Raw genomic sequence first — 17,141 nt, forward strand, 5'->3', positions numbered from 1 at the left:
TAGAGTGTGCCCATGCGCGATCTCGACGACCACGACCTGGCTTCCCACCTCGCCACCGGCATCGGGGACATCGTCCGGGGCACCCGCGCGGGCGGCCTGCTGCACGGACGTTCGCTCGCGCGTGTGGCGAACGACGTCGCCGAGGACTGGACCGGCGAGGTACTCGCCGTGCACCGACCGGACGACGGGATCCTCTCGGAGGGGGTCGCCGACGATCGCAGCCGCCTCGCCAAGTCACGGGTGTGGATCATCGACGTGATCGACGGCACCAAGGAGTTCTCCACCGGCCGGTCGGACTGGTCGGTCCACGTCGCGCTTGTCGTCGACGGCCGGCCCACCGTCGCCGCCGTCGGACTCCCCGACGCGGGCCGGGTGTTCCGGTCGGACCAGGTCGATCACGTCGACGGCCCGAGTTCGGGGGCCATGGTGATCAGTCGCAACAACCCGCCCGCCGGGATCCACGGGGCCGCCGACGAGCTCGGGCTGCACGTGCGGCCAATGGGGTCGGCCGGCGCCAAGATGCTCTCCGTCCTGCTCGGCGACGCCGACGTCTACCTTCACGCCGGCGGACAGAACGAATGGGACCAAGCGGCGCCCGTCGGCGTGGCGCTCGCCGCCGGTCTGCACGCCTCCCGGATCGACGGGTCGCCTCTCGAGTTCAACAAGTCCGACACCTACTCCCCGGACATCCTCGTGTGCCGCCCCGATCTCACCGAGAAGGTGCTCGCCGTGACGGCGGGGCACCCGGTCTGGACCGCGTGACCGGACCGCCTGAGTAGACTTGAGCGCCATGACCGTCCCCACCCCGTACGAGGACCTGCTGCGGTTGGTCCTGGAGCAGGGCGCCCCCAAGGCGGACCGCACCGGCACGGGCACGCGGAGCCTGTTCGGCCACCAGCTGCGCTACGACCTGGCGCAGGGGTTTCCGCTGATCACCACCAAGCGCGTGCACTTCAAGTCCGTGGCGTACGAGCTGCTGTGGTTCCTGCGTGGCGACTCCAACGTCGGGTGGTTGCGCGAGAACGGTGTGACGATCTGGGACGAGTGGGCGGACGCCGACGGTGAGCTGGGGCCCGTCTACGGGGTGCAGTGGCGCTCGTGGCCGACCCCCGACGGTGCCCACATCGACCAGATCGCCGCGGCGGTGGAGCTACTGAGGGCCGACCCGGACTCGCGGCGCAACATCGTCTCCGCGTGGAACGTCAGCGAGTTGTCGGAGATGGCCCTGCCGCCCTGCCACCTGCTGTTCCAGTTCTACGTGGCCGACGGCAAGCTCAGCTGTCAGCTGTACCAGCGCAGCGCCGACCTCTTCCTGGGCGTGCCGTTCAACATCGCCTCCTATTCCCTGCTCACCCACATGATTGCGCAGCAGGTGGGTCTCGAAGTGGGTGAGTTCATCTGGACCGGCGGCGACTGTCACATCTACGACAACCACGTCGAGCAGGTCCGCACACAGCTCTCGCGGGAGCCGTACCCCTACCCCGAGCTGCGGCTGAACCGCGCCCCGTCGATCTTCGACTACACCTTCGAGGATTTCGAGGTCGTCGGCTACGAGCACCACCCGGGCATCAAGGCCCCGGTCGCGGTCTGATCCGGCGGACGACTGCGGTGACCGTGCGGATGGTGTGGGCGCAGGCCCGCGGCGGGGTGATCGGTGACGGCCGAGACATGCCGTGGCACATCCCCGAGGACCTCGCGTTCTTCAAGCAGGCCACCGTCGGGCGTCCCGTGGTGATGGGCCGCGCGACGTGGGACTCGATCCCGGAGCGGTTCCGCCCCCTGCCCGGCCGTCGCAACGTCGTGTGCACGCGGGACGCCGACTGGTCGGCCGACGGCGCCGAACGCGCCGGGTCCGTGGAGCGCGCCCTGGAACTCGCAGGCCCGGAGGCCGCGGTGATGGGCGGCGGCCAGATCTACGCCGCGGCGCTGTCCGCCGCGGACGAGTGTCTGGTGACCGAGATCGACGCCGAGGCGCCGGGCGTTGTGCTGGCGCCCGAACTGGACGACGCCTGGGAACTGGTCGAGGTCGGCGAATGGATCACCGACCCACGGAGTCGGGTCGAGGGGTACGACGACGAGGTGCGGCACCGGCACACCGTGTGGCGTCGCCGGAGAATCTCCTAGAACCACTTCCAGGTCTTGGGGATCTTCTCCCCCGCGGCGAGGATCTTGATCTTCGCGCCCGCCATGAACCCGTTGATCTCGATGTCCAGGTGGGGACCGCCGTAGACGTCGTAGCGCCCCTCGTCGATCCTCAGCTCGCTCATGGTCCGGTTGCCGGTGATCGACACCGAGACCCCGGGCGGGAGAAGGATCTTGGCGTTGGCGCCCCACAGATCCAGTTGGAGGTGGGTGCGCGGGCGGTCGACGACGGCCTCTCGGGCGTCGAGGTAGATCTCACCCAGCCACGACGTCAGTCGGTAGTCGTCCGGCAGCATCCAGCGGCCCTCGCGCTTGAGGGTGTCGAAGACGGAGGTCCTCTTCTGGCTCTCGTCCACGGTGATCGCGCTGCCGGGACGGGTGGCCGGCGGCGCGGAATGCACCGGGCCGACCGGCGCCGGTCGGGCGTGCTGTGCCGGGCCGGGCCGGTCGGCGGGGAGACCGCTCAGCGCCACCTCGAGTTCCGCGGGGCAGGTCGCGGCCCAGATCTTGGCCGCTCGGTCCGAGAACTCGGCGAGCGACAACTCACCTCGCCCCACCATCGCCTCGAGGCGCCGCTGGGCCAGGGTCCGTGGGTCGTTGTCCTGCTCCGGGTTCATGCCCCCAGGTTACTCAGCGCGTGAGGTCCTTCATCATCGAGCGCATGTCGGTGGTCAGTTCGTCGGCGAGGTCCTGCAGGCCACCGGAGATGACCTGCGAGAGGAGATCCGGGTTCTGGGCCTCGATCACGCAGCCGCCGCCGGACTCGCGGATCACCACATTGCACGGGATCATCAGGGCGACGTCCTTGCTCACGTCGAACGCCTTCCCCGCGAACCCGGGATTGCAGGCGCCGAGGATGAGGACACGCTCGATGTCTTTGTCGATCTTGTTCTTCAGGGTGGCCGTGAGGTCGATCTCGTGGAGGATCCCGAACCCGCGGTCGGCGAGCGCAGCACGGGTCGCCTCCACCGCCTCGTCGAACTCCATCTCGGTGAACGTGCCGATTCCGATGTCCATGTCGACTACCTCCGGTGTCGTCGGTGCTGGTCTTGTCGGTTCTGGTCTCCGGTGTCGTCCCCCAGCCTGCCACGGCGCCGGGCGGTGGTCAGGCGAGCGAGAGGAACAGCTTCTCGAGCTCGGGCAGGTCCACCCCGTCCGCGCCGGGTTCGCCGTCGCGGGTGATGCACTCCTGGATGTTCTCGCTGATGATCTTGAACCCCGCACGGTCCAGCGCCTTGGACACCGCCGCGAGTTGGGTGACGATCTCCTTGCACGAGCGTTCCTGCTCGACCATGTCGATCACCGCGTTGAGCTGGCCGCGCGCGCGGCGCAACCTGTTGAGGACCTGCTGCCTGGGCTCGGACACAGCTTTTGCGGACACTGCTTTGTCGGACACTGCTTTGTCGGACACTGCCCGCTCGGTTTCTGACATCGTCGTGCCTCTCGTGGGTCACTGATGGTCTCGGACGGTGAAGGTGGACTGACGCGAGACCCCCGTGGGTCCACCGGATGACTCCAGTGTACCCGCGGGGGTATATTTCCGCGAGTGCCGGTTACTGTCGGCCCAGCTGACGGTCAGTCGTCGTGGACGATGATCCCGCGGACCATGCCCTCGCCGCCGCGCTCCATGATCTCGTAGCCCTCGTTGACCTGGTCGAGGGTGAAGCGGTGCGTGATGAGCTCGTCCAGCTTGAGCTGCTTCTCGTCCCACAGACGCAGGATGTTGGGGATGTCGTGGAAGGCGTTGGCGGAGCCGAAGAGCGAGCCCTTGATGACCTTCTCGTACTGCGAGACGAACAGGCCGGGCAGGGAGATCGACTGGTTGTCGAGGCCGCCCATCGAGGTGAGCACGACGACGCCGCGCTTACCGACCATGTCGGTCGCGTCGGCGGTGACCTTCGCGTCGGCCACGCCGATGGTGATGATGGCCTTCTCCGCCATCGTGCCCCAGGTCAGGCCCGGCAGCTCGGCCTTGGCCTCGTCGACGTCCGTGTAGACGTGGGTGGCGCCGAACTCCTTGGCCTTGGCCAGCTTCGACTCGTCGGTGTCGATGGCGAGGATGAACCGGGCGCCCGCGTGCTTGGCGCCCTGGATGGCGTTGATGCCGATGCCACCGATGCCGAACACTACGACGGTGTCGCCGGCCCGGACGTCGGCGGAGTAGACGGCGGAACCCCAGCCGGTGGTGACGCCACAACCCACCAGGGCCGCGACCTCGAAGGGTATCCAGTCCTGGACCTTGACCACCGAGTTCATGTTGGCCACGGTGTACTGCGAGAACGTACCCAGGGTGCACATGGCACCGGCGGTCTCGCCGTTGTCCAGTGCGAACGGGTAGCGGCCGTCGGCCATCTCACCGATGGTGCCGTTGAGGCCACCGTCGCAGAGGTTGGTCATCCCGCGCGCGCAGGCCGAACACTTGCCACAGGCAGGGATGAACGACCCCACCACGTGGTCGCCGGGCTGAACGTGGGTGACGCCGTCACCGACCGCCTCGACGACGCCCGCACCCTCGTGACCGCCGACGATCGGCAGGCGACCCGGCAGGTCGCCGCTGGTGATGTGCAGGTCCGAGTGGCAGAGGCCGGCGACCTTCCACTTGACGAGCACCTCGCCGAAGTTGGGTCCGTCGAGCTCGGCCTCGACGATCTCGAACGGCTTGCCGAGCTCTCGGACGATGGCGGCCTTGGTCTTCATTGAACTCCCTCCGGGCGCGACGGGGCGAAGCCCGTCACTGGAACGTGTTCTAGCAACGTTAGCCCCATAGGTGAACCCTGTGGGGTGGTTACCGGAACGTGTTCCGGCGGGACCCCGCCGCCGCCGTCGTCCCGTCAGGAGAGTGGATCGACCCGCCGATCAGGGCTGCGCGTCACCCTGCTGCGCCTGCGCCTCCTCGACGGCCTTGCGGACCTCGTCCATGTCGAGCCCCTTGATCTGCTCGACCAGGTCGTCCAGAGCCTGCTCCGGGATGGCACCCGAGTGGCGGAACACCGCGATGCCCTCGCGGAACGCCATAAGCGTCGGGATGGACTGGATCTGCAGCATCGCTCCGAGCTGCTGCTCGGCGTCGGTATCCACCTTGGCGAAGGTCAGCTCGGGGTTCTTGCCCGAGACCTTCTCGTAGACCGGACCGAACGCCTTGCACGGGCCACACCACTCGGCCCAGAAGTCCACCAGGACGATGTCGTTCTCGGTGACGGTCTTCTCGAACTCGGCGGTCGTGATGTCGACGGTGCTCATACGAATGCCCTCCTAGCGCGGACGGGGCGGCTCTCGTCCCGTCTCGTTACGCCGCCAGCCTACGGACAGCCCGCGCCGGCGACGACCTTCCGCGACAATCCATACCTCTGGGGGTATGAATGCCGCGCGTAGTCAGTGACAACGTCGCCGGAGGCGGGTTATTCCCAGCTCCCCCCTGGCCTCACGCCTCCCGGGACGTCTCCCGGCGGGGCGGCGAGTCGAGGACCTCGGCGAGGAACTTCTCGAGCTGGTCGAGGAAGACCGCGTTGTCGTCGCCCGCGACCATGTGCCCGGCGTCGGGCACCTCCATCGTGTACGCGTGCGGGAGCAGCCCCCGCAGGTGCCGCACCGACTCGTCACTGACGATGTCCGACGCCGAGCCCCGGATGAGCAGGGTCGGTTGCGTGATGTGCGGGACGAGCTCCTCGAAAAAGGCGTTGCCGAGTTCCGCGTTGTCGGCCGAGGCGCAACCGGCGAAGCGGGGGTCCCAGTGCCAGTGCCACCGTCCGTCCTCGCGCAGCCGGAGGTTCTTGCGCAGGCCCTCGGGATTAGGCGGTCGCTTGCGCTGCGGCTGGTAGGCGGCGATCGCGTCGGCGGCCTCCTCGAGACTGGCGAACCCGTTAAACCCGGAGCGCATGAACTCCCCGACCCGCTCGACACCCTTTGCCTCAAGCTTCGGGGTGACGTCCACCAGGACGAGCGCACGGGCGACGTCCTTGCCGGTGCCCAGCGAGAGCATCGCGGTCATCCCGCCGAGGGACGCGCCGACGATCACCGGACGCCGGGAGGGGAACCGCTCGGCGACGATCGCCTCGAGGTCCGCGGCCAGCCGGTGGATGTCGTAGTCACCCTCCGGATCCCAGTCGCTGTCCCCGTGACCACGGGCGTCCATCGCGGTGACCCTGTACCCCTCCCCCGACAGCCGGCGGGCGGCGCGGCTCCACGCGTGGCGGGTCTGGGCACCCCCGTGCAGCATGAGGATCTCCTCGACCGGGTCGAGCGAGTCGCCCGCCGGATCCACCGGATCCCACACCTCGCCGACCAGCGTGACACCGCCGTCGCGTTCCACCGTGAACTGCCGCGGTTCGCAGATCGTCTCGGTACTCGACATGTACGGGCCTCCCGGGATGCCGCCCACCCCATCGGTGGAACGTGTTCTCGTGCCGTTCTACCACGCCCGCTCGGCGATCACCCGCGTAGCGAGGTCCTCGGCCACCGCGAGGACCGTGTAGTAGGGGCCGCACCGCGGCAGCGAGGGCAGCGCCGACGCATCGGCGACCCGCAGTCCCGGCACCCCCAGGACACGTCCGGAGTCGTCGAGCACCTCCCCGATCCGCGCGGTGCCGGACAGGTGCTGCGAGGTCGAGACCGTGACGTCCCCGTCCAGGCCCATCCGCTCCGCCACCCTCGCGGCGGCCTCGGCGAGGACGGCCGCGTCGTGCGGATCGTCGGCCAGGTGCACGGTCCCGTCGTCACCGATCCGGCCACGACCGACCGGGGTCATCAGGGCGACCCCGATCCGGCGCGGCGCCGGCACCAGGCCGGGGATGACGTGGTGCAGGGGGACGGCATAGGGACGGATCTCGACCTCGGCCGCCGCGGACAGCTGCAGCCGGACGACATGGGAGAGCAGGGGTGGCAGCCCCCCGGGCGCGTCCGGGCCGGGACGCGGGTACGGGTCCCGGCCCGACAGGACGTCCGCGGGAAGGTCCAACAGCAGCTCCGGATGCTCCTGCACCCCGTGGCCCACCGGGTGTCCAGTGGACGGTCCGATCCCGGACCCCATCAGCAGGGCGGCCGTCCCGATCGCCCCCGCACACAGCACCACCTGTCCGGCACCGATCTCCTCGTCGTCGTCGAGCACCACGCCGTCACACCGTCCGGCGACGCGCCCGCCCTCCCACCGGAGCGACCGGACCTGCGCCCCGGTGCGCACCCGGGCCCCCGCGCCGGACGGGTCCCAGGCGTCGAACGCGGTGACGCGCCGCGGGCCCCGGCGCGCCTGACCGATCGCGGACACGCGGCCGGGGAACGCGGCGGCCACCTGCGCGGCGACCGGCCCCATCGGCGCCAGGCCGGGTCGGAGGCGCTCGGCGGCCCGGGCCAGTCCCACCGCGTACCGCCGCGGCCAGTCCGGACCCCACTCCGCGAGGTCCGCCGGCCGGGCCGGGGTGCAGTACCCGCCGTTGACCGCTCCGGACCCGCCGAGGGTGCGGCCGCGGGGCAGGTCGAGTCTCGCCTCGCCGAGTGTGGCGCGATGACGGGCGACGACCTGCGACCCCGGACCCACGTCGAGCAGGCCCGCGCGCGGCGAGGCGCTCGCGGTGCCGGACTCCACCAGGAGGACGTCGGCACCGGCCTCGGCGAGGCGGCGGCCCATCACGCAGCCGGCCGGGCCCGCGCCGACCACCACCACGTCGGCCCTCGCGGCACGGGATCCCTCTCCGCCGCTCACCGCGTGACGTCCGGTCGCAGTGCGTCGAGCGAGCGCGCGGCCCACGCCGAGCGCCACACACCGACCCCGTAGGCCAGGTCGTCGAGACGGTGGAGAAGGACGTGCCCGAGGGGTTCGTCGATCGGCAGCCGTCCGGGTTCCCGGGCGGTCCACCAGTGCCACAGACCCTCGGCCACCGCCGCGGCGAGGAGACGCTGGCGCAGGCCGCGAGCCGCGTGGGAACGGGACCGGGCGGTGGCGGCGAGCGCGGCCGCCGTGACCGGCCAATACGGGCGTAGTAGTGCCTGCGGTAGCTGACGGACCGACGCCCCGGCTCCCCGGGTGACCAACCCGGCGGCCGCGCGACCGTCCCCGGTGAGGCCGCGGGTCCGCCACCACGCTCTCCCGATCGCACCGGCCGCGACCAGCGACCCCACCGGCGTGGCGCTCCACACCCCGATCGCCACGGCGAGGGACCACGGTGCGGCCACCGCGGGCGCCACGGCGGCCCCGTGGCGGTCGGCGAGCGGCGCCGCTCCACGCCCGTAGAACGCGCGCCGCGCCACCACCGCGCCGAGCGACGTGCGATGCCGGTGCGCCACCCTGGCGGCCGGCTCGTAGCGCAGATGGCTCCCCGCGGCATCGGTGCGCCAGCACAGGTCCACGTCCTCGGCGACGCGCATGCGTTCGTCGAACGGGCCGATTCCCCCGCCCTCGGGAGGGGGCGGCAACCGGTCGGGTCGTACCGCGAGCGCCGCGCTGGGGACGTACGCCACCCGTGTGCGGGGTCTGACTCTCGCAGGCTCGGGCCCCATGTCCAACGCGGAGCGGGCCGTCTCGTACCCGCGTACCCAGAACCGCCCCGGTTCGGCGGCCACGATGCGGGGTGCGACCGCGGCGACCCGCGGGTCGTTGAGGCGGGCGAGCAGGACGTCGAGCCACCCGGGCAGCGGGATCACATCGGCGTCGAGGTAGACCACCACCTGCGCCCCGTCCGCGACGGCCGCGGCGGTGCCCGCGTTGCGGGCGGCGGCGGGGCCCCTCGACTCATCGTGGCGCAGGATTGTGGTGGCGGCCGGGGTGGCGGAGGTGGTCAGGGAGGCGGAGGTGGTCAGGGGCGGGGTGGAGCCGTCGTCGACGACGACGAGGTGCAGTCCGCGGGCGAGTTCCGGCGCGAGCGCCTTCGAGAGCGCGGCGACCCCGGCGGCGTCGTCACGGACGGGGACCACCACCGCGACGGCCGCCAGCGGACGGGTGCCCGTCGCGGTGCCGGCGGGGTGGGCCATCCCCCGGTCGGAGAGGGCACGCGCGAGGGCCGCACCCGCGGGAGTGTCGGTGGCGACCGTCTCGCCGCCGTCCAGGAGAGCCGACACGGCGGGCGACGGCGTGATCAGGGTGACCGGGTCGCCACCCAGCACCCGCACGACGTCGCCACGGCGCAACACCCGGGTGCGACGATCGAGCAGAACGTGGGGGGCCTCGCTCATCGCAGCATCCCGTCCTCCCCCGGCCGCCACCGTCCGAGACGGCCACGGGCGTCGTCGAGCAGCGCCTCCCACAGGCGCCGGCCCTCGTCGACGGAGGCGGTGGTGGGGTCGCCCAGCACCCCGTTCGGGCTCACCGCCGCGAGCCCGCCCTCGCGGAGGGCGGGCAGGATCCGCGGCAACGGTTCGACACAGCCGGGCGCGGCGAGGTCGACCCGGACGAGGCCGGGGTGCAGATGCAGCAGGAGCGAGGTCTCGGCGTGACCGGCGTGGGTGTCCGTGGGGTCCTCGCTGGTGCGGCAGGGCAGCCAGGCGGCGTCACGGCCCTCGTAGCGGAGTCGGGGTACCGCGAGGCGCAGTGCGCCGACGTTGCCGCCGTGCCCGTTGACCACGACGAGCCGGTCCGCCCAGGCGCTCACCGACCGGCCGAGCTCGATGATCGTCCCGGCGAGGGCCTCGGTGCCGATCGACACGGTCCAGTCAAACGCCTGGTGCTCCCCGCTCGCACCGTAGGCGAGGGCGGGGAGCACGCGGGCGTCACCGAGGGTGACCGCGCGGGCGGTCGCGGTGGCCAGGAGGGTGTCCGTCTCCGGCGGCAGGTGCGGGCCGTGTTGCTCGGTCGCCCCGAGGGGCAGCACCGCAAGCACTCCCGCACCGGCCCGGCCGGTCGCGCCGATCGCGCCCGTCACGTCGGGTCAGACCTTGATCGCGCCCATGTCGACGGTGAAGGTCGAGGCGGTGATGGTCCGCGAGGCGTCCGAGGCGAGGAACATCACCGAGTCCGAGATGTCGTCGGTGGTGGCCATGCCCATCCCCAGGATCGGCGTGAAGTGCGGCAGGAACTGCGGCATGGTGTTGAACACCTCGAGCGCGTCGGGGTCCTCCGCGCCCATCGGCGTCTGGACACCGTAGGGGTGGATCGTGTTGACCCGGATACCGTGCTCGCCGAGCTCCTTCGCCGCGGTCTGGGCCAGGCCCACCACGCCGTACTTGGACGCCGAGTAGGGCGACTGCACCGGCATGGCCTTGAGACCGGCCACCGAGCTCACCAGGATGATCGACCCGCCGTTACCGGCGGAGAGCATGTGCGGGATCGCCGCACGCAGCGTCTTCCAGTACCCCGTGAGGTTGATGTCGAGGGTGTCCTGCCACTGCTGCTCGTCGAGCTCCCAGACCTTGCCCCAGTTGCAGATGCCCGCGTTGGCGATCACCACGTCCAGGCGGCCACCGAAGCGCTCCACGCCGCGGGCCACGAGGGCCTGCTGGAACGCCAGGTCGCGGACGTCACCGACCTCGGCGAGGATCTCCCCTCCCTCGGCCTCCACGCGCTCGATGGTGGTGGCCAGGTCGTCCTCGGTGGCGGCCCGGTACTTCACGTACTCGGACGGCGAGTCACACAGGTCCAGGCCGATGATCCTGGCGCCCTCGCGCGCGAAGCGGATCGCGTGCTTGCGGCCCTGGCCGCGGGCCACACCGGTGATGTAGACGACCTTGCCGTCGAAATCTCCCACTACAGGGGGTGTCCTTCTCTTCCGTGGTGGTGGGTCAGACGCCGAGACGGCGCATGAAGTCGTCGGGGATGACGTAGTCGTCGCGGTTCAGCTCGGAGATCGAGGACTTGCTCAGCCCGATGAGGCTCGAGTCGAGTCCGGAACGCATGATGTCGAGGACGTTCTCCACTCCCGCCTGGCCGTTGGCCCCGAGCCCCCACAGGTACGCGCGACCGATCATCACGGCCCGGGCACCGAGCGCGAGTGCCTTGGCCACGTCCGAACCGCGACGGATGCCGCCGTCGAGCAGGACCTCTACCTGATCGCCCACCTCGTCGGCGATCGGCGCGAGGCACCGGATGGACGCCGGGGTGGCGTCGAGGTTGTTGCCGCCGTGGTTGGAGACGGAGATCGCGGTGACCCCGGCGTCGACGGCCCGCTTGGCGTCGTCGACCCGGGTGATGCCCTTGAGCATGACCGGCCCGTCGTAGTTCTCCACGACCCAGGCGATGTCCTCCCACGTGGCCGGCGGGGTGCCCATCCACTCGCCGTAGGCACCGAAGAACGTCGGGCCCATCTCGCCCTTGCCCACCAGGTTGGGGGTCGTCAGATCGGGGAACCGCTTGTTGACCACCACGTCGCGGGCCCATTCGGCGGCCCAGCGGGGACGCACGGCGATCTGCGGGGCGAGGGTGATCATGGCCCTGGCGTCGAGCTTCTCCGGGATGGCCGGGCTGCCCCAGTCACGGCCCATCGAAAACGACCAGTCGGTGGTGAGGATGACCCCCGCCGCCCCGGCGGCCTTGGCGCGCTCCAGCCGCTCCAGCACCTTCTCCTTGCCGCCGAGCCAGTACACCTGGAAGAAGGTCTGCGGGTTGGCCGCGATGACCTCCTCGATCGGCTTGGACGCGAACGAGCTCAGTCCCATCGCGGTGCCGCGGGCGGCCGCGGCACGGGCCACATCCACCTCGCCGTCCGGCGTGACGGCCTGGACACCGGTCGGCGAGATCATCACCGGCAGGCTGATGGGCTGGCCCATCACCGTGGTGGCCATGTCGCGGTCCTGCTTGGCGCCGATCACGTGGGGCTTGGGCTCGAGCTCGGTGAAGGCGTCCATGTTGTCGCGGATGGTCACCCCCGCCTCGCTGCCGCCGACGAGCGCCATGTACACGCTCTTGGGCAGCTTCTTCTTCGCGCGGCGCTGGGCCTCCGCGACAGACTCGAACCACGGGTTCTGGCGCCAGGGGTTGGCCTCGGCGATCTTCGACAGGCGGGACACGGTGGTGGGTGCTCCTTCTAGGGGGTTCGTCCGGTCTTGCGGGGTTGGTCCGGGCCAGCGGGGTTCGTCCGGGCGGGCCGGTTTCAGATCGGGGACTCGTCGCACAGGCTGGTGGGCCTGCGCGGCGGTGTCGTGACGAGGGTCAGCGGCACCGGGCCGGTGGGCTGCTTACGCGCCGCGAGCCCCATGGGCCGGGTGTGGTCCTGCGACGGGTCGGGGATGCTGCGCTCAGCCGCGAGCAGTCCCTCGCCGTAGCCCTGGACGCACTCGGGGTCCGGGCCGTCCATCGGCAGCCCGGTGAAGAACTTGGCCGCCATGCAGCCACCCCGGCAACTGTCGTAGAAGTCGCAGGACGCACACGCCCCGGCCGACTGCGGCTCGCGCAGCTCACGGAACAACTCCGAGGTCTGCCACACCGTCTCGAACCCGCCGTCGGCGACGACGTTGCCGGCGAGGAACTCCTCGTGGATGGCGAACGGACAGGCGTAGACGTCGCCGATCGGGTCGATCAGGCACACCACACGGCCGGCACCGCACAGGTTGAGCCCGGGAAGCGAGCCCTGGCCTTCACCGAACGCCGACAGGTGGAAGAAGCTGTCACCCGTGAGCACGTCGGAGCCGTTCGCGACCAGCCAGTCGTACAGGTCCCTCTGCTGCTCGGGCAGCGGGTGCAGGTCGTCCCACACGTCGGCGCCGCGGCCCGACGGGCGCAGGCGGGTGATGCGCAGGGTCGCGTCGTACTTGTCGGCCAGCGCCTTGAACTCGTCCAGCTGGGTGACGTTCTCGCGCGTCACCACCACCGAGATCTTGGCGTCGGTGAAGCCGGCGTCCTTGAGGTTCTGCAGCGCACGGCAGGCCATGTCGAAGGACCCCGGGCCGCGGACCGCGTCGTTGACCTCCGCGGTCGCACCGTCGATGGAGATCTGGACGTCCACGTAGTCGCTCGCGGCCAGGCGCCTGGCGACCTTCTCGTCGATACGGACACCGTTTGTGGAGAACTTCACGCCCACCTGATGGCTGGTGGCGTAGTCGACCAGCTCCCAGAAGTCGGAGCGGACCGTCGGCTCGCCACCGCCGATGTTGACGTAGAAGACCTGCATCTTCTGCAGCTCGTCGATGATCGCCTTGCACTGCTCGGTGCTGAGCTCACGCGGGTCACGGCGACCGGAGGAGCTCAGGCAGTGCACGCAGGCGAGGTTGCAGGCGTAGGTGAGTTCCCAGGTCAGGCAGATCGGCGCGTCGAGCCCGCGCTCGAACTGGTCGACGAGGCGGCCGACGGGCGCCGGGACGGGACGGTCGAGCATGCTGGTCATGAGGTCTCCTCGATCATGCGCGAGGCGGCGAGCTGGCCGAGCGCGTGCAGGTACAGCCGCGCTGTCGCGGGATCATCGATCGACACCCCGGCGGCGGCACAGGCGGCGCGCGCGGTGGGGTGGTCGGCGAGGGTGCGGACCACCTCGACGATGGTCGGCGACTTGAGGAAGCTGAGCTTGCGTGTGTGGAAGTGGTAGAGCAGTGCCCCGAACGGCTCGGGCCGGAGCGCCACGCCGGGGTGCAGGCGCCAGCCGGCGTCGAGGTCGAATTCCGCCGGGGCGGCTGACTGCTCGGCGTCGGCCGGCGCTGCTGCGGAGGTCATCTCAGTAGACCCCACACATGCCGTCGATGGAGACCTCCTCGATGAGGGCCTCCTCCAGCACGACCTCGGTGTTCTGCGTGTTCTCCACGGCGATTCCTCTCGTCGGCGGGTTGGGTGACTCACCACACGCGGTGAGATCTGCATCATATTGACACCTAGTGCCAAATGCAATGGTCTGCGCACAACCCGTCCCCGGGATGCCTCTAGGCTTGGCGGTCATGGGGATGACGGAGCCTTGCCAATGACGGAGCCTTATCAATGACGGAGCCGAACGACAGTCGCGCGCCCGGGCGGCGTCCGTCCACGACGCGCGCCTCGATCGTGGCGGTGGCGCTGAGGCTCTTCGACCGCCAGGGATACGAGGCGACCAGCGTCGACGAGATCGCCGAGGCCGCGCACATCTCCCGGCGGACGCTGTTCCGCTACTTCCCCGGCAAGGCCGCGATCGCGTGGGGCGAGTTCGACATCCAGATGGACGGGATGCGTCGCCAACTGGCCCGGATCCCGGCCGACACGCCACTGAGGGACGCGCTCGCGGACTCCCTGGTCACCTTCAACACCTTCCCGGACTCCGAGACTCAGGTGCACCGCCTGCGGATGGGCCTACTGCTCGGGGTGGACGAGCTCCAGGCCCATTCGACGCTCATGTACGCCGACTGGCGCAGCGCCGTGGCCGAGTTCGTGGCCGCGCGCCGCGGGGAGTCGGTGCACGACCTCATCCCCGCCGCCACGGCTCACGCGGCGCTCGGGATCGCCCTCTCGGCGTACCGGCGGTGGGTCGACGAGCCCGACGCCGACCAGGCCCGGTTGCATGCGCTCCTGCGTGAGGGCACGCGGATCCTCGCTTGATCAGGCGGCCGACCAGGCGGCCCGCACCATCGCGAACCTACCGGGGAGTAACATCGGCGCGGTGACCGATACCGCGCCCTCCACCTCCGCCCCCACCCCGACCTTCCGTCTGTGGCAGAAGGCGACCCGCCTCCCGCTGGGCTCGCGCCTGTTCAGCGCCGCCGTAAGCCTCAAGGCGCCCTACTTCCGGACCGCCCTGCCGCACGTCGTGGAGCTGCGCCCCGGCCGGTGCGTGGTCCGCGGCCCCGGCTGGTGGGGCAACCGCAACCACATCGGGACCTTCCATGTGATCGCGGCGTGCAACCTGGCCGAGATGGCGATGGGCATGCTCGCCGAGGCCACCGTGCCGGCCACCCACCGCTGGATCCCCGTGGGGATGAACGTGCGCTACCCGGCCAAGTCGACCGGCGGCATGACGGTCACGGCCGAGTGGACCGACATCCCCGACTTCGCGGCCTTCACCAGCGGCCAGGACGTCGAGGTCCCCCTGCGCTTCGTTGACGACGCCGGCGTGGAGCCCGTGGTGGGGACCATCACCATCCGGGTCTCCCCCAAGAAGAAATCCTGACGACGACCTGCCCCACGGCGAGCCGGTCCGCGGGTCGGTCCCGGGTCAGTCCCGGGTGCGGGCGTCGAAGGCCTTGACGGCGATCGGCGCGATGATCACCGTCAGCCCGACGATCCACAGCAGCGACGCCAGCACCGGGTGCTGCAACGGCAGCGCGGCGTCCGGTCCCACGGCGGGGGCGTTGCCCCAGAGCTCACGCATGGCCTGGACGACGGACGCCAGCGGGTTCCACTCAGCGACCGGCCGCAGCCACACCGGCATCGTTTCCGGCGGCGCGAACGTGTTGGCGAGGAAGGTGATGGGGAAGATCGTGGTGAACATGACGCCGTTGACCGACTCGATGGTCTTGAGGCGGGACCCCACGACGATGCCGATCCAGATCATGACGAAGCCGAAACCCAGCAGGATGAGGTAACCCAGCACCGCGTCGACCAGCCCGCTCCGGATCCGCCACCCCACGATGAGGCCCGTCAGCGACATGACCACCACACCGATGGAGGAGTGGATGAGGCTGGAGGCGCTGCGCGCGATGAGGATCGACGCCCGCTGGATGGGTAGCGACCGGAAGCGGTCGATGATGCCCTTGTTGAGGTCGTTGCACAGCCCGGAGGCCACGACGAACGAGGAGAACGCCATGGTCTGCGCCATGATCCCCGGGAGCAGCCACTCCCGGTAGTCCACGCCGCCGGCCACGGCGATCGCGCCGCCGAAGACGTAGGCGAACAGCAGCACGAACATCACCGGCTGGATGGTGACGTCCGCCAGGTTCTCGGGCTGGCGACGGATGTGGAAGAGGTTGCGGCGTACCAGCGCGGAGATCTGTCGGCTCAGCGGCGGCCCGTCGGGGCGGTCCGGCATCTCGAACCGCTCGTGGGTCGCGGAGGTGTGGGCGGGGTCGGCGACGGTGCTCATACCCGGTTCTCCTGTTCGATGGTGTCGGCGCCCGCGGTGTCCCGCGCGCTCTCCGGATCCTCGGCCCGGCGGCCGGTGAGGGACAGGAAGACGTCGTCCAGACTGGGGCGCTGGAGCCCGATGTCATCGAGCTCGATCCCGGCCTCGGTGAAGGCGGCGGCGATCCCCGCCAGCGCCGAGACGCCCTCCGACGGCGCGGTGAGCCGGCGGGCGTCGCGGTCGACGTGCAGTTCCCCGATCCTTCCGTCGAGGACCCGCACGGCCTCGTCCACGTCATTCGGTCGCGAAACGGTGATGACCAGGCTGGCGGCACCGGACCGGTCCTTGAGCTGCAACGGGGTGCCCTCCGCGATCACGCTGCCGTGGTCGATCACGATCACCCGATCGGCCAGCTGATCTGCCTCGTCGAGGTACTGGGTGGTGAGCAGCAGCGTGGTGCCGTCCCGCACCAGGTCGCGCAGCACGTCCCACAGCTCGTTGCGCGACCGGGGATCGAGCCCCGTGGTGGGCTCGTCGAGGAACAGCACGGGCGGGGCCGCGACGAGGCTGGCCGCCAAGTCCAGCCGGCGGCGCATGCCCCCGGAGTAGCTCTTGGCCACCCTGGTCGCGGCGTCGCTCAGGGAGAACTTCTCCAGCAACTCATCCGCGCGCGACTTCACCCTCTTCTTGGGCAGTCCGTACAGGTCCCCGATCAGACGGAGGTTCTCGCGCCCGGTGAGCAACTCGTCGACGGTGGCCGCCTGGGCGGTCAGCCCCATGGCCTTGCGCACCGCGGCGGGTGCTGCCGTCACGTCGTGGCCGGCGACCCGCGCGGTGCCCGAGGTGGGTGGGCTCAGCGTCGTCATCATGCGGATGGTGGTGGTCTTGCCGGATCCGTTGGGGCCCAGCAGTCCCAGGACCGTTCCGGGCGGGACGGAGAAGGAGATGTCATCGACGGCGGTGAAGTCGCCGAACTTCTTGACGAGGTGTTCCGCCTCGATCGCCGGGGCGTCGGACGGTGGTGGGGTACTCACTCGCCACAGCGTGCCGCGCCGGGAGGGGGTAGTCAAGGCACGCATCCACCAATGCGGACCGATCCCGTCCTGAGCGCCGGCCGGCTGTCTCCCA

At 70.5% G+C, this 17,141-nt stretch carries 21 protein-coding genes; 5 read left to right on the forward strand and 16 right to left on the reverse strand.

What is annotated here, in order from left to right; all coding sequences use genetic code 11:
- Positions 1 to 12 precede the first annotated feature (12 nt).
- The 3 genes from CEY15_RS04930 to CEY15_RS04940 are packed head-to-tail and all read left to right on the forward strand — an operon-like array spanning position 13 to position 2,124.
- Positions 13 to 762: a 3'(2'),5'-bisphosphate nucleotidase CysQ gene (locus CEY15_RS04930; protein ID WP_007631142.1), complete on the forward strand. Its 750-nt coding sequence runs from the start codon at positions 13 to 15 to the stop codon at positions 760 to 762.
- 28 nt (positions 763 to 790) lie between these two features.
- On the forward strand, positions 791 to 1,591 hold the full coding sequence (locus CEY15_RS04935; RefSeq protein ID WP_095717555.1) for a thymidylate synthase: 801 nt from the start codon (positions 791 to 793) through the stop codon (positions 1,589 to 1,591).
- 17 nt (positions 1,592 to 1,608) lie between these two features.
- Positions 1,609 to 2,124 carry a dihydrofolate reductase gene (locus CEY15_RS04940; RefSeq protein ID WP_007631135.1) on the forward strand — a complete coding sequence of 172 codons (516 nt, stop codon included), beginning with the start codon at positions 1,609 to 1,611 and terminating at the stop codon, positions 2,122 to 2,124.
- On the opposite strand, the gene CEY15_RS04945 is transcribed toward CEY15_RS04940, so the two are convergent.
- The 14 genes from CEY15_RS04945 to mftA form a co-directional block, all read right to left on the reverse strand.
- Positions 2,121 to 2,759 carry a DUF1707 SHOCT-like domain-containing protein gene (locus CEY15_RS04945; RefSeq protein WP_007631134.1) on the reverse strand — a complete coding sequence of 213 codons (639 nt, stop codon included), beginning with the start codon at positions 2,757 to 2,759 and terminating at the stop codon, positions 2,121 to 2,123. The two genes, CEY15_RS04940 and CEY15_RS04945, sit on opposite strands and share 4 nt — an antisense overlap.
- Before the next feature lie 13 nt (positions 2,760 to 2,772).
- Positions 2,773 to 3,159, reverse strand: coding sequence for a DUF302 domain-containing protein (locus tag CEY15_RS04950; protein ID WP_007631133.1), 387 nt, complete (start codon positions 3,157 to 3,159; stop codon positions 2,773 to 2,775).
- Between the two features lie 88 nt (positions 3,160 to 3,247).
- Positions 3,248 to 3,574, reverse strand: coding sequence for a metal-sensitive transcriptional regulator (locus CEY15_RS04955; protein ID WP_235027768.1), 327 nt, complete (start codon positions 3,572 to 3,574; stop codon positions 3,248 to 3,250).
- Between the two features lie 143 nt (positions 3,575 to 3,717).
- Complete coding sequence (locus CEY15_RS04960; RefSeq protein WP_007631130.1) at positions 3,718 to 4,839, reverse strand: NDMA-dependent alcohol dehydrogenase; 1,122 nt, start codon at positions 4,837 to 4,839, stop codon at positions 3,718 to 3,720.
- Positions 4,840 to 4,998: 159 nt separating this feature from the next.
- Positions 4,999 to 5,382, reverse strand: coding sequence for a thioredoxin (gene trxA / locus CEY15_RS04965; protein ID WP_007631129.1), 384 nt, complete (start codon positions 5,380 to 5,382; stop codon positions 4,999 to 5,001).
- 181 nt (positions 5,383 to 5,563) lie between these two features.
- Positions 5,564 to 6,493: an alpha/beta fold hydrolase gene (locus CEY15_RS04970; protein ID WP_050797185.1), complete on the reverse strand. Its 930-nt coding sequence runs from the start codon at positions 6,491 to 6,493 to the stop codon at positions 5,564 to 5,566.
- Positions 6,494 to 6,550: 57 nt separating this feature from the next.
- Entirely contained in the window at positions 6,551 to 7,837 is a 1,287-nt protein-coding gene (gene mftG / locus CEY15_RS04975; protein ID WP_245847280.1) for a mycofactocin system GMC family oxidoreductase MftG, read from the reverse strand.
- Complete coding sequence (gene mftF / locus CEY15_RS04980) at positions 7,834 to 9,303, reverse strand: mycofactocin biosynthesis glycosyltransferase MftF (RefSeq protein ID WP_095717556.1); 1,470 nt, start codon at positions 9,301 to 9,303, stop codon at positions 7,834 to 7,836. The genes mftG and mftF overlap by 4 nt, the downstream gene beginning before the upstream one ends.
- Positions 9,300 to 9,989 carry a mycofactocin biosynthesis peptidyl-dipeptidase MftE gene (gene mftE, locus CEY15_RS04985; RefSeq protein WP_095717557.1) on the reverse strand — a complete coding sequence of 230 codons (690 nt, stop codon included), beginning with the start codon at positions 9,987 to 9,989 and terminating at the stop codon, positions 9,300 to 9,302. Before mftE ends, mftF begins: the two co-directional genes overlap by 4 nt.
- 6 nt (positions 9,990 to 9,995) lie before the next feature.
- On the reverse strand, positions 9,996 to 10,811 hold the full coding sequence (locus CEY15_RS04990) for a mycofactocin-coupled SDR family oxidoreductase (protein ID WP_067716570.1): 816 nt from the start codon (positions 10,809 to 10,811) through the stop codon (positions 9,996 to 9,998).
- A 34-nt stretch (positions 10,812 to 10,845) separates the two neighbouring features.
- Positions 10,846 to 12,069: a pre-mycofactocin synthase MftD gene (gene mftD, locus CEY15_RS04995; protein ID WP_095717558.1), complete on the reverse strand. Its 1,224-nt coding sequence runs from the start codon at positions 12,067 to 12,069 to the stop codon at positions 10,846 to 10,848.
- A gap of 83 nt (positions 12,070 to 12,152) precedes the next feature.
- Positions 12,153 to 13,382, reverse strand: coding sequence for a mycofactocin radical SAM maturase (mftC, locus tag CEY15_RS05000; RefSeq protein ID WP_067716575.1), 1,230 nt, complete (start codon positions 13,380 to 13,382; stop codon positions 12,153 to 12,155).
- On the reverse strand, positions 13,379 to 13,705 hold the full coding sequence (mftB, locus tag CEY15_RS05005) for a mycofactocin biosynthesis chaperone MftB (RefSeq protein ID WP_067716578.1): 327 nt from the start codon (positions 13,703 to 13,705) through the stop codon (positions 13,379 to 13,381). Before mftB ends, mftC begins: the two co-directional genes overlap by 4 nt.
- A 1-nt stretch (position 13,706) precedes the next feature.
- On the reverse strand, positions 13,707 to 13,925 hold the full coding sequence (mftA, locus tag CEY15_RS19100) for a mycofactocin precursor MftA (RefSeq protein WP_095717559.1): 219 nt from the start codon (positions 13,923 to 13,925) through the stop codon (positions 13,707 to 13,709).
- Positions 13,926 to 13,963: 38 nt separating this feature from the next.
- On the opposite strand from mftA, the gene mftR reads away from it, so the two are divergent.
- The gene (gene mftR / locus CEY15_RS05015) at positions 13,964 to 14,554 is read left to right on the forward strand and encodes a mycofactocin system transcriptional regulator (RefSeq protein ID WP_095717560.1); all 591 of its coding nucleotides are present in this window, start codon (positions 13,964 to 13,966) and stop codon (positions 14,552 to 14,554) included.
- 61 nt (positions 14,555 to 14,615) lie between these two features.
- The gene (locus CEY15_RS05020; protein ID WP_095717579.1) at positions 14,616 to 15,122 is read left to right on the forward strand and encodes a hotdog fold domain-containing protein; all 507 of its coding nucleotides are present in this window, start codon (positions 14,616 to 14,618) and stop codon (positions 15,120 to 15,122) included.
- A 45-nt stretch (positions 15,123 to 15,167) separates the two neighbouring features.
- On the opposite strand, the gene CEY15_RS05025 is transcribed toward CEY15_RS05020, so the two are convergent.
- Both CEY15_RS05025 and CEY15_RS05030 read right to left on the reverse strand, forming a co-directional pair.
- Positions 15,168 to 16,034 carry an ABC transporter permease gene (locus tag CEY15_RS05025; RefSeq protein ID WP_095717561.1) on the reverse strand — a complete coding sequence of 289 codons (867 nt, stop codon included), beginning with the start codon at positions 16,032 to 16,034 and terminating at the stop codon, positions 15,168 to 15,170.
- Entirely contained in the window at positions 16,031 to 17,092 is a 1,062-nt protein-coding gene (locus tag CEY15_RS05030; protein ID WP_428844185.1) for an ATP-binding cassette domain-containing protein, read from the reverse strand. The genes CEY15_RS05025 and CEY15_RS05030 overlap by 4 nt, the downstream gene beginning before the upstream one ends.
- Positions 17,093 to 17,141 lie beyond the last annotated feature (49 nt).

It is taken from the genome of Dietzia natronolimnaea (assembly GCF_002289575.1).
Taxonomy (GTDB): domain Bacteria; phylum Actinomycetota; class Actinomycetes; order Mycobacteriales; family Mycobacteriaceae; genus Dietzia; species Dietzia natronolimnaea_A.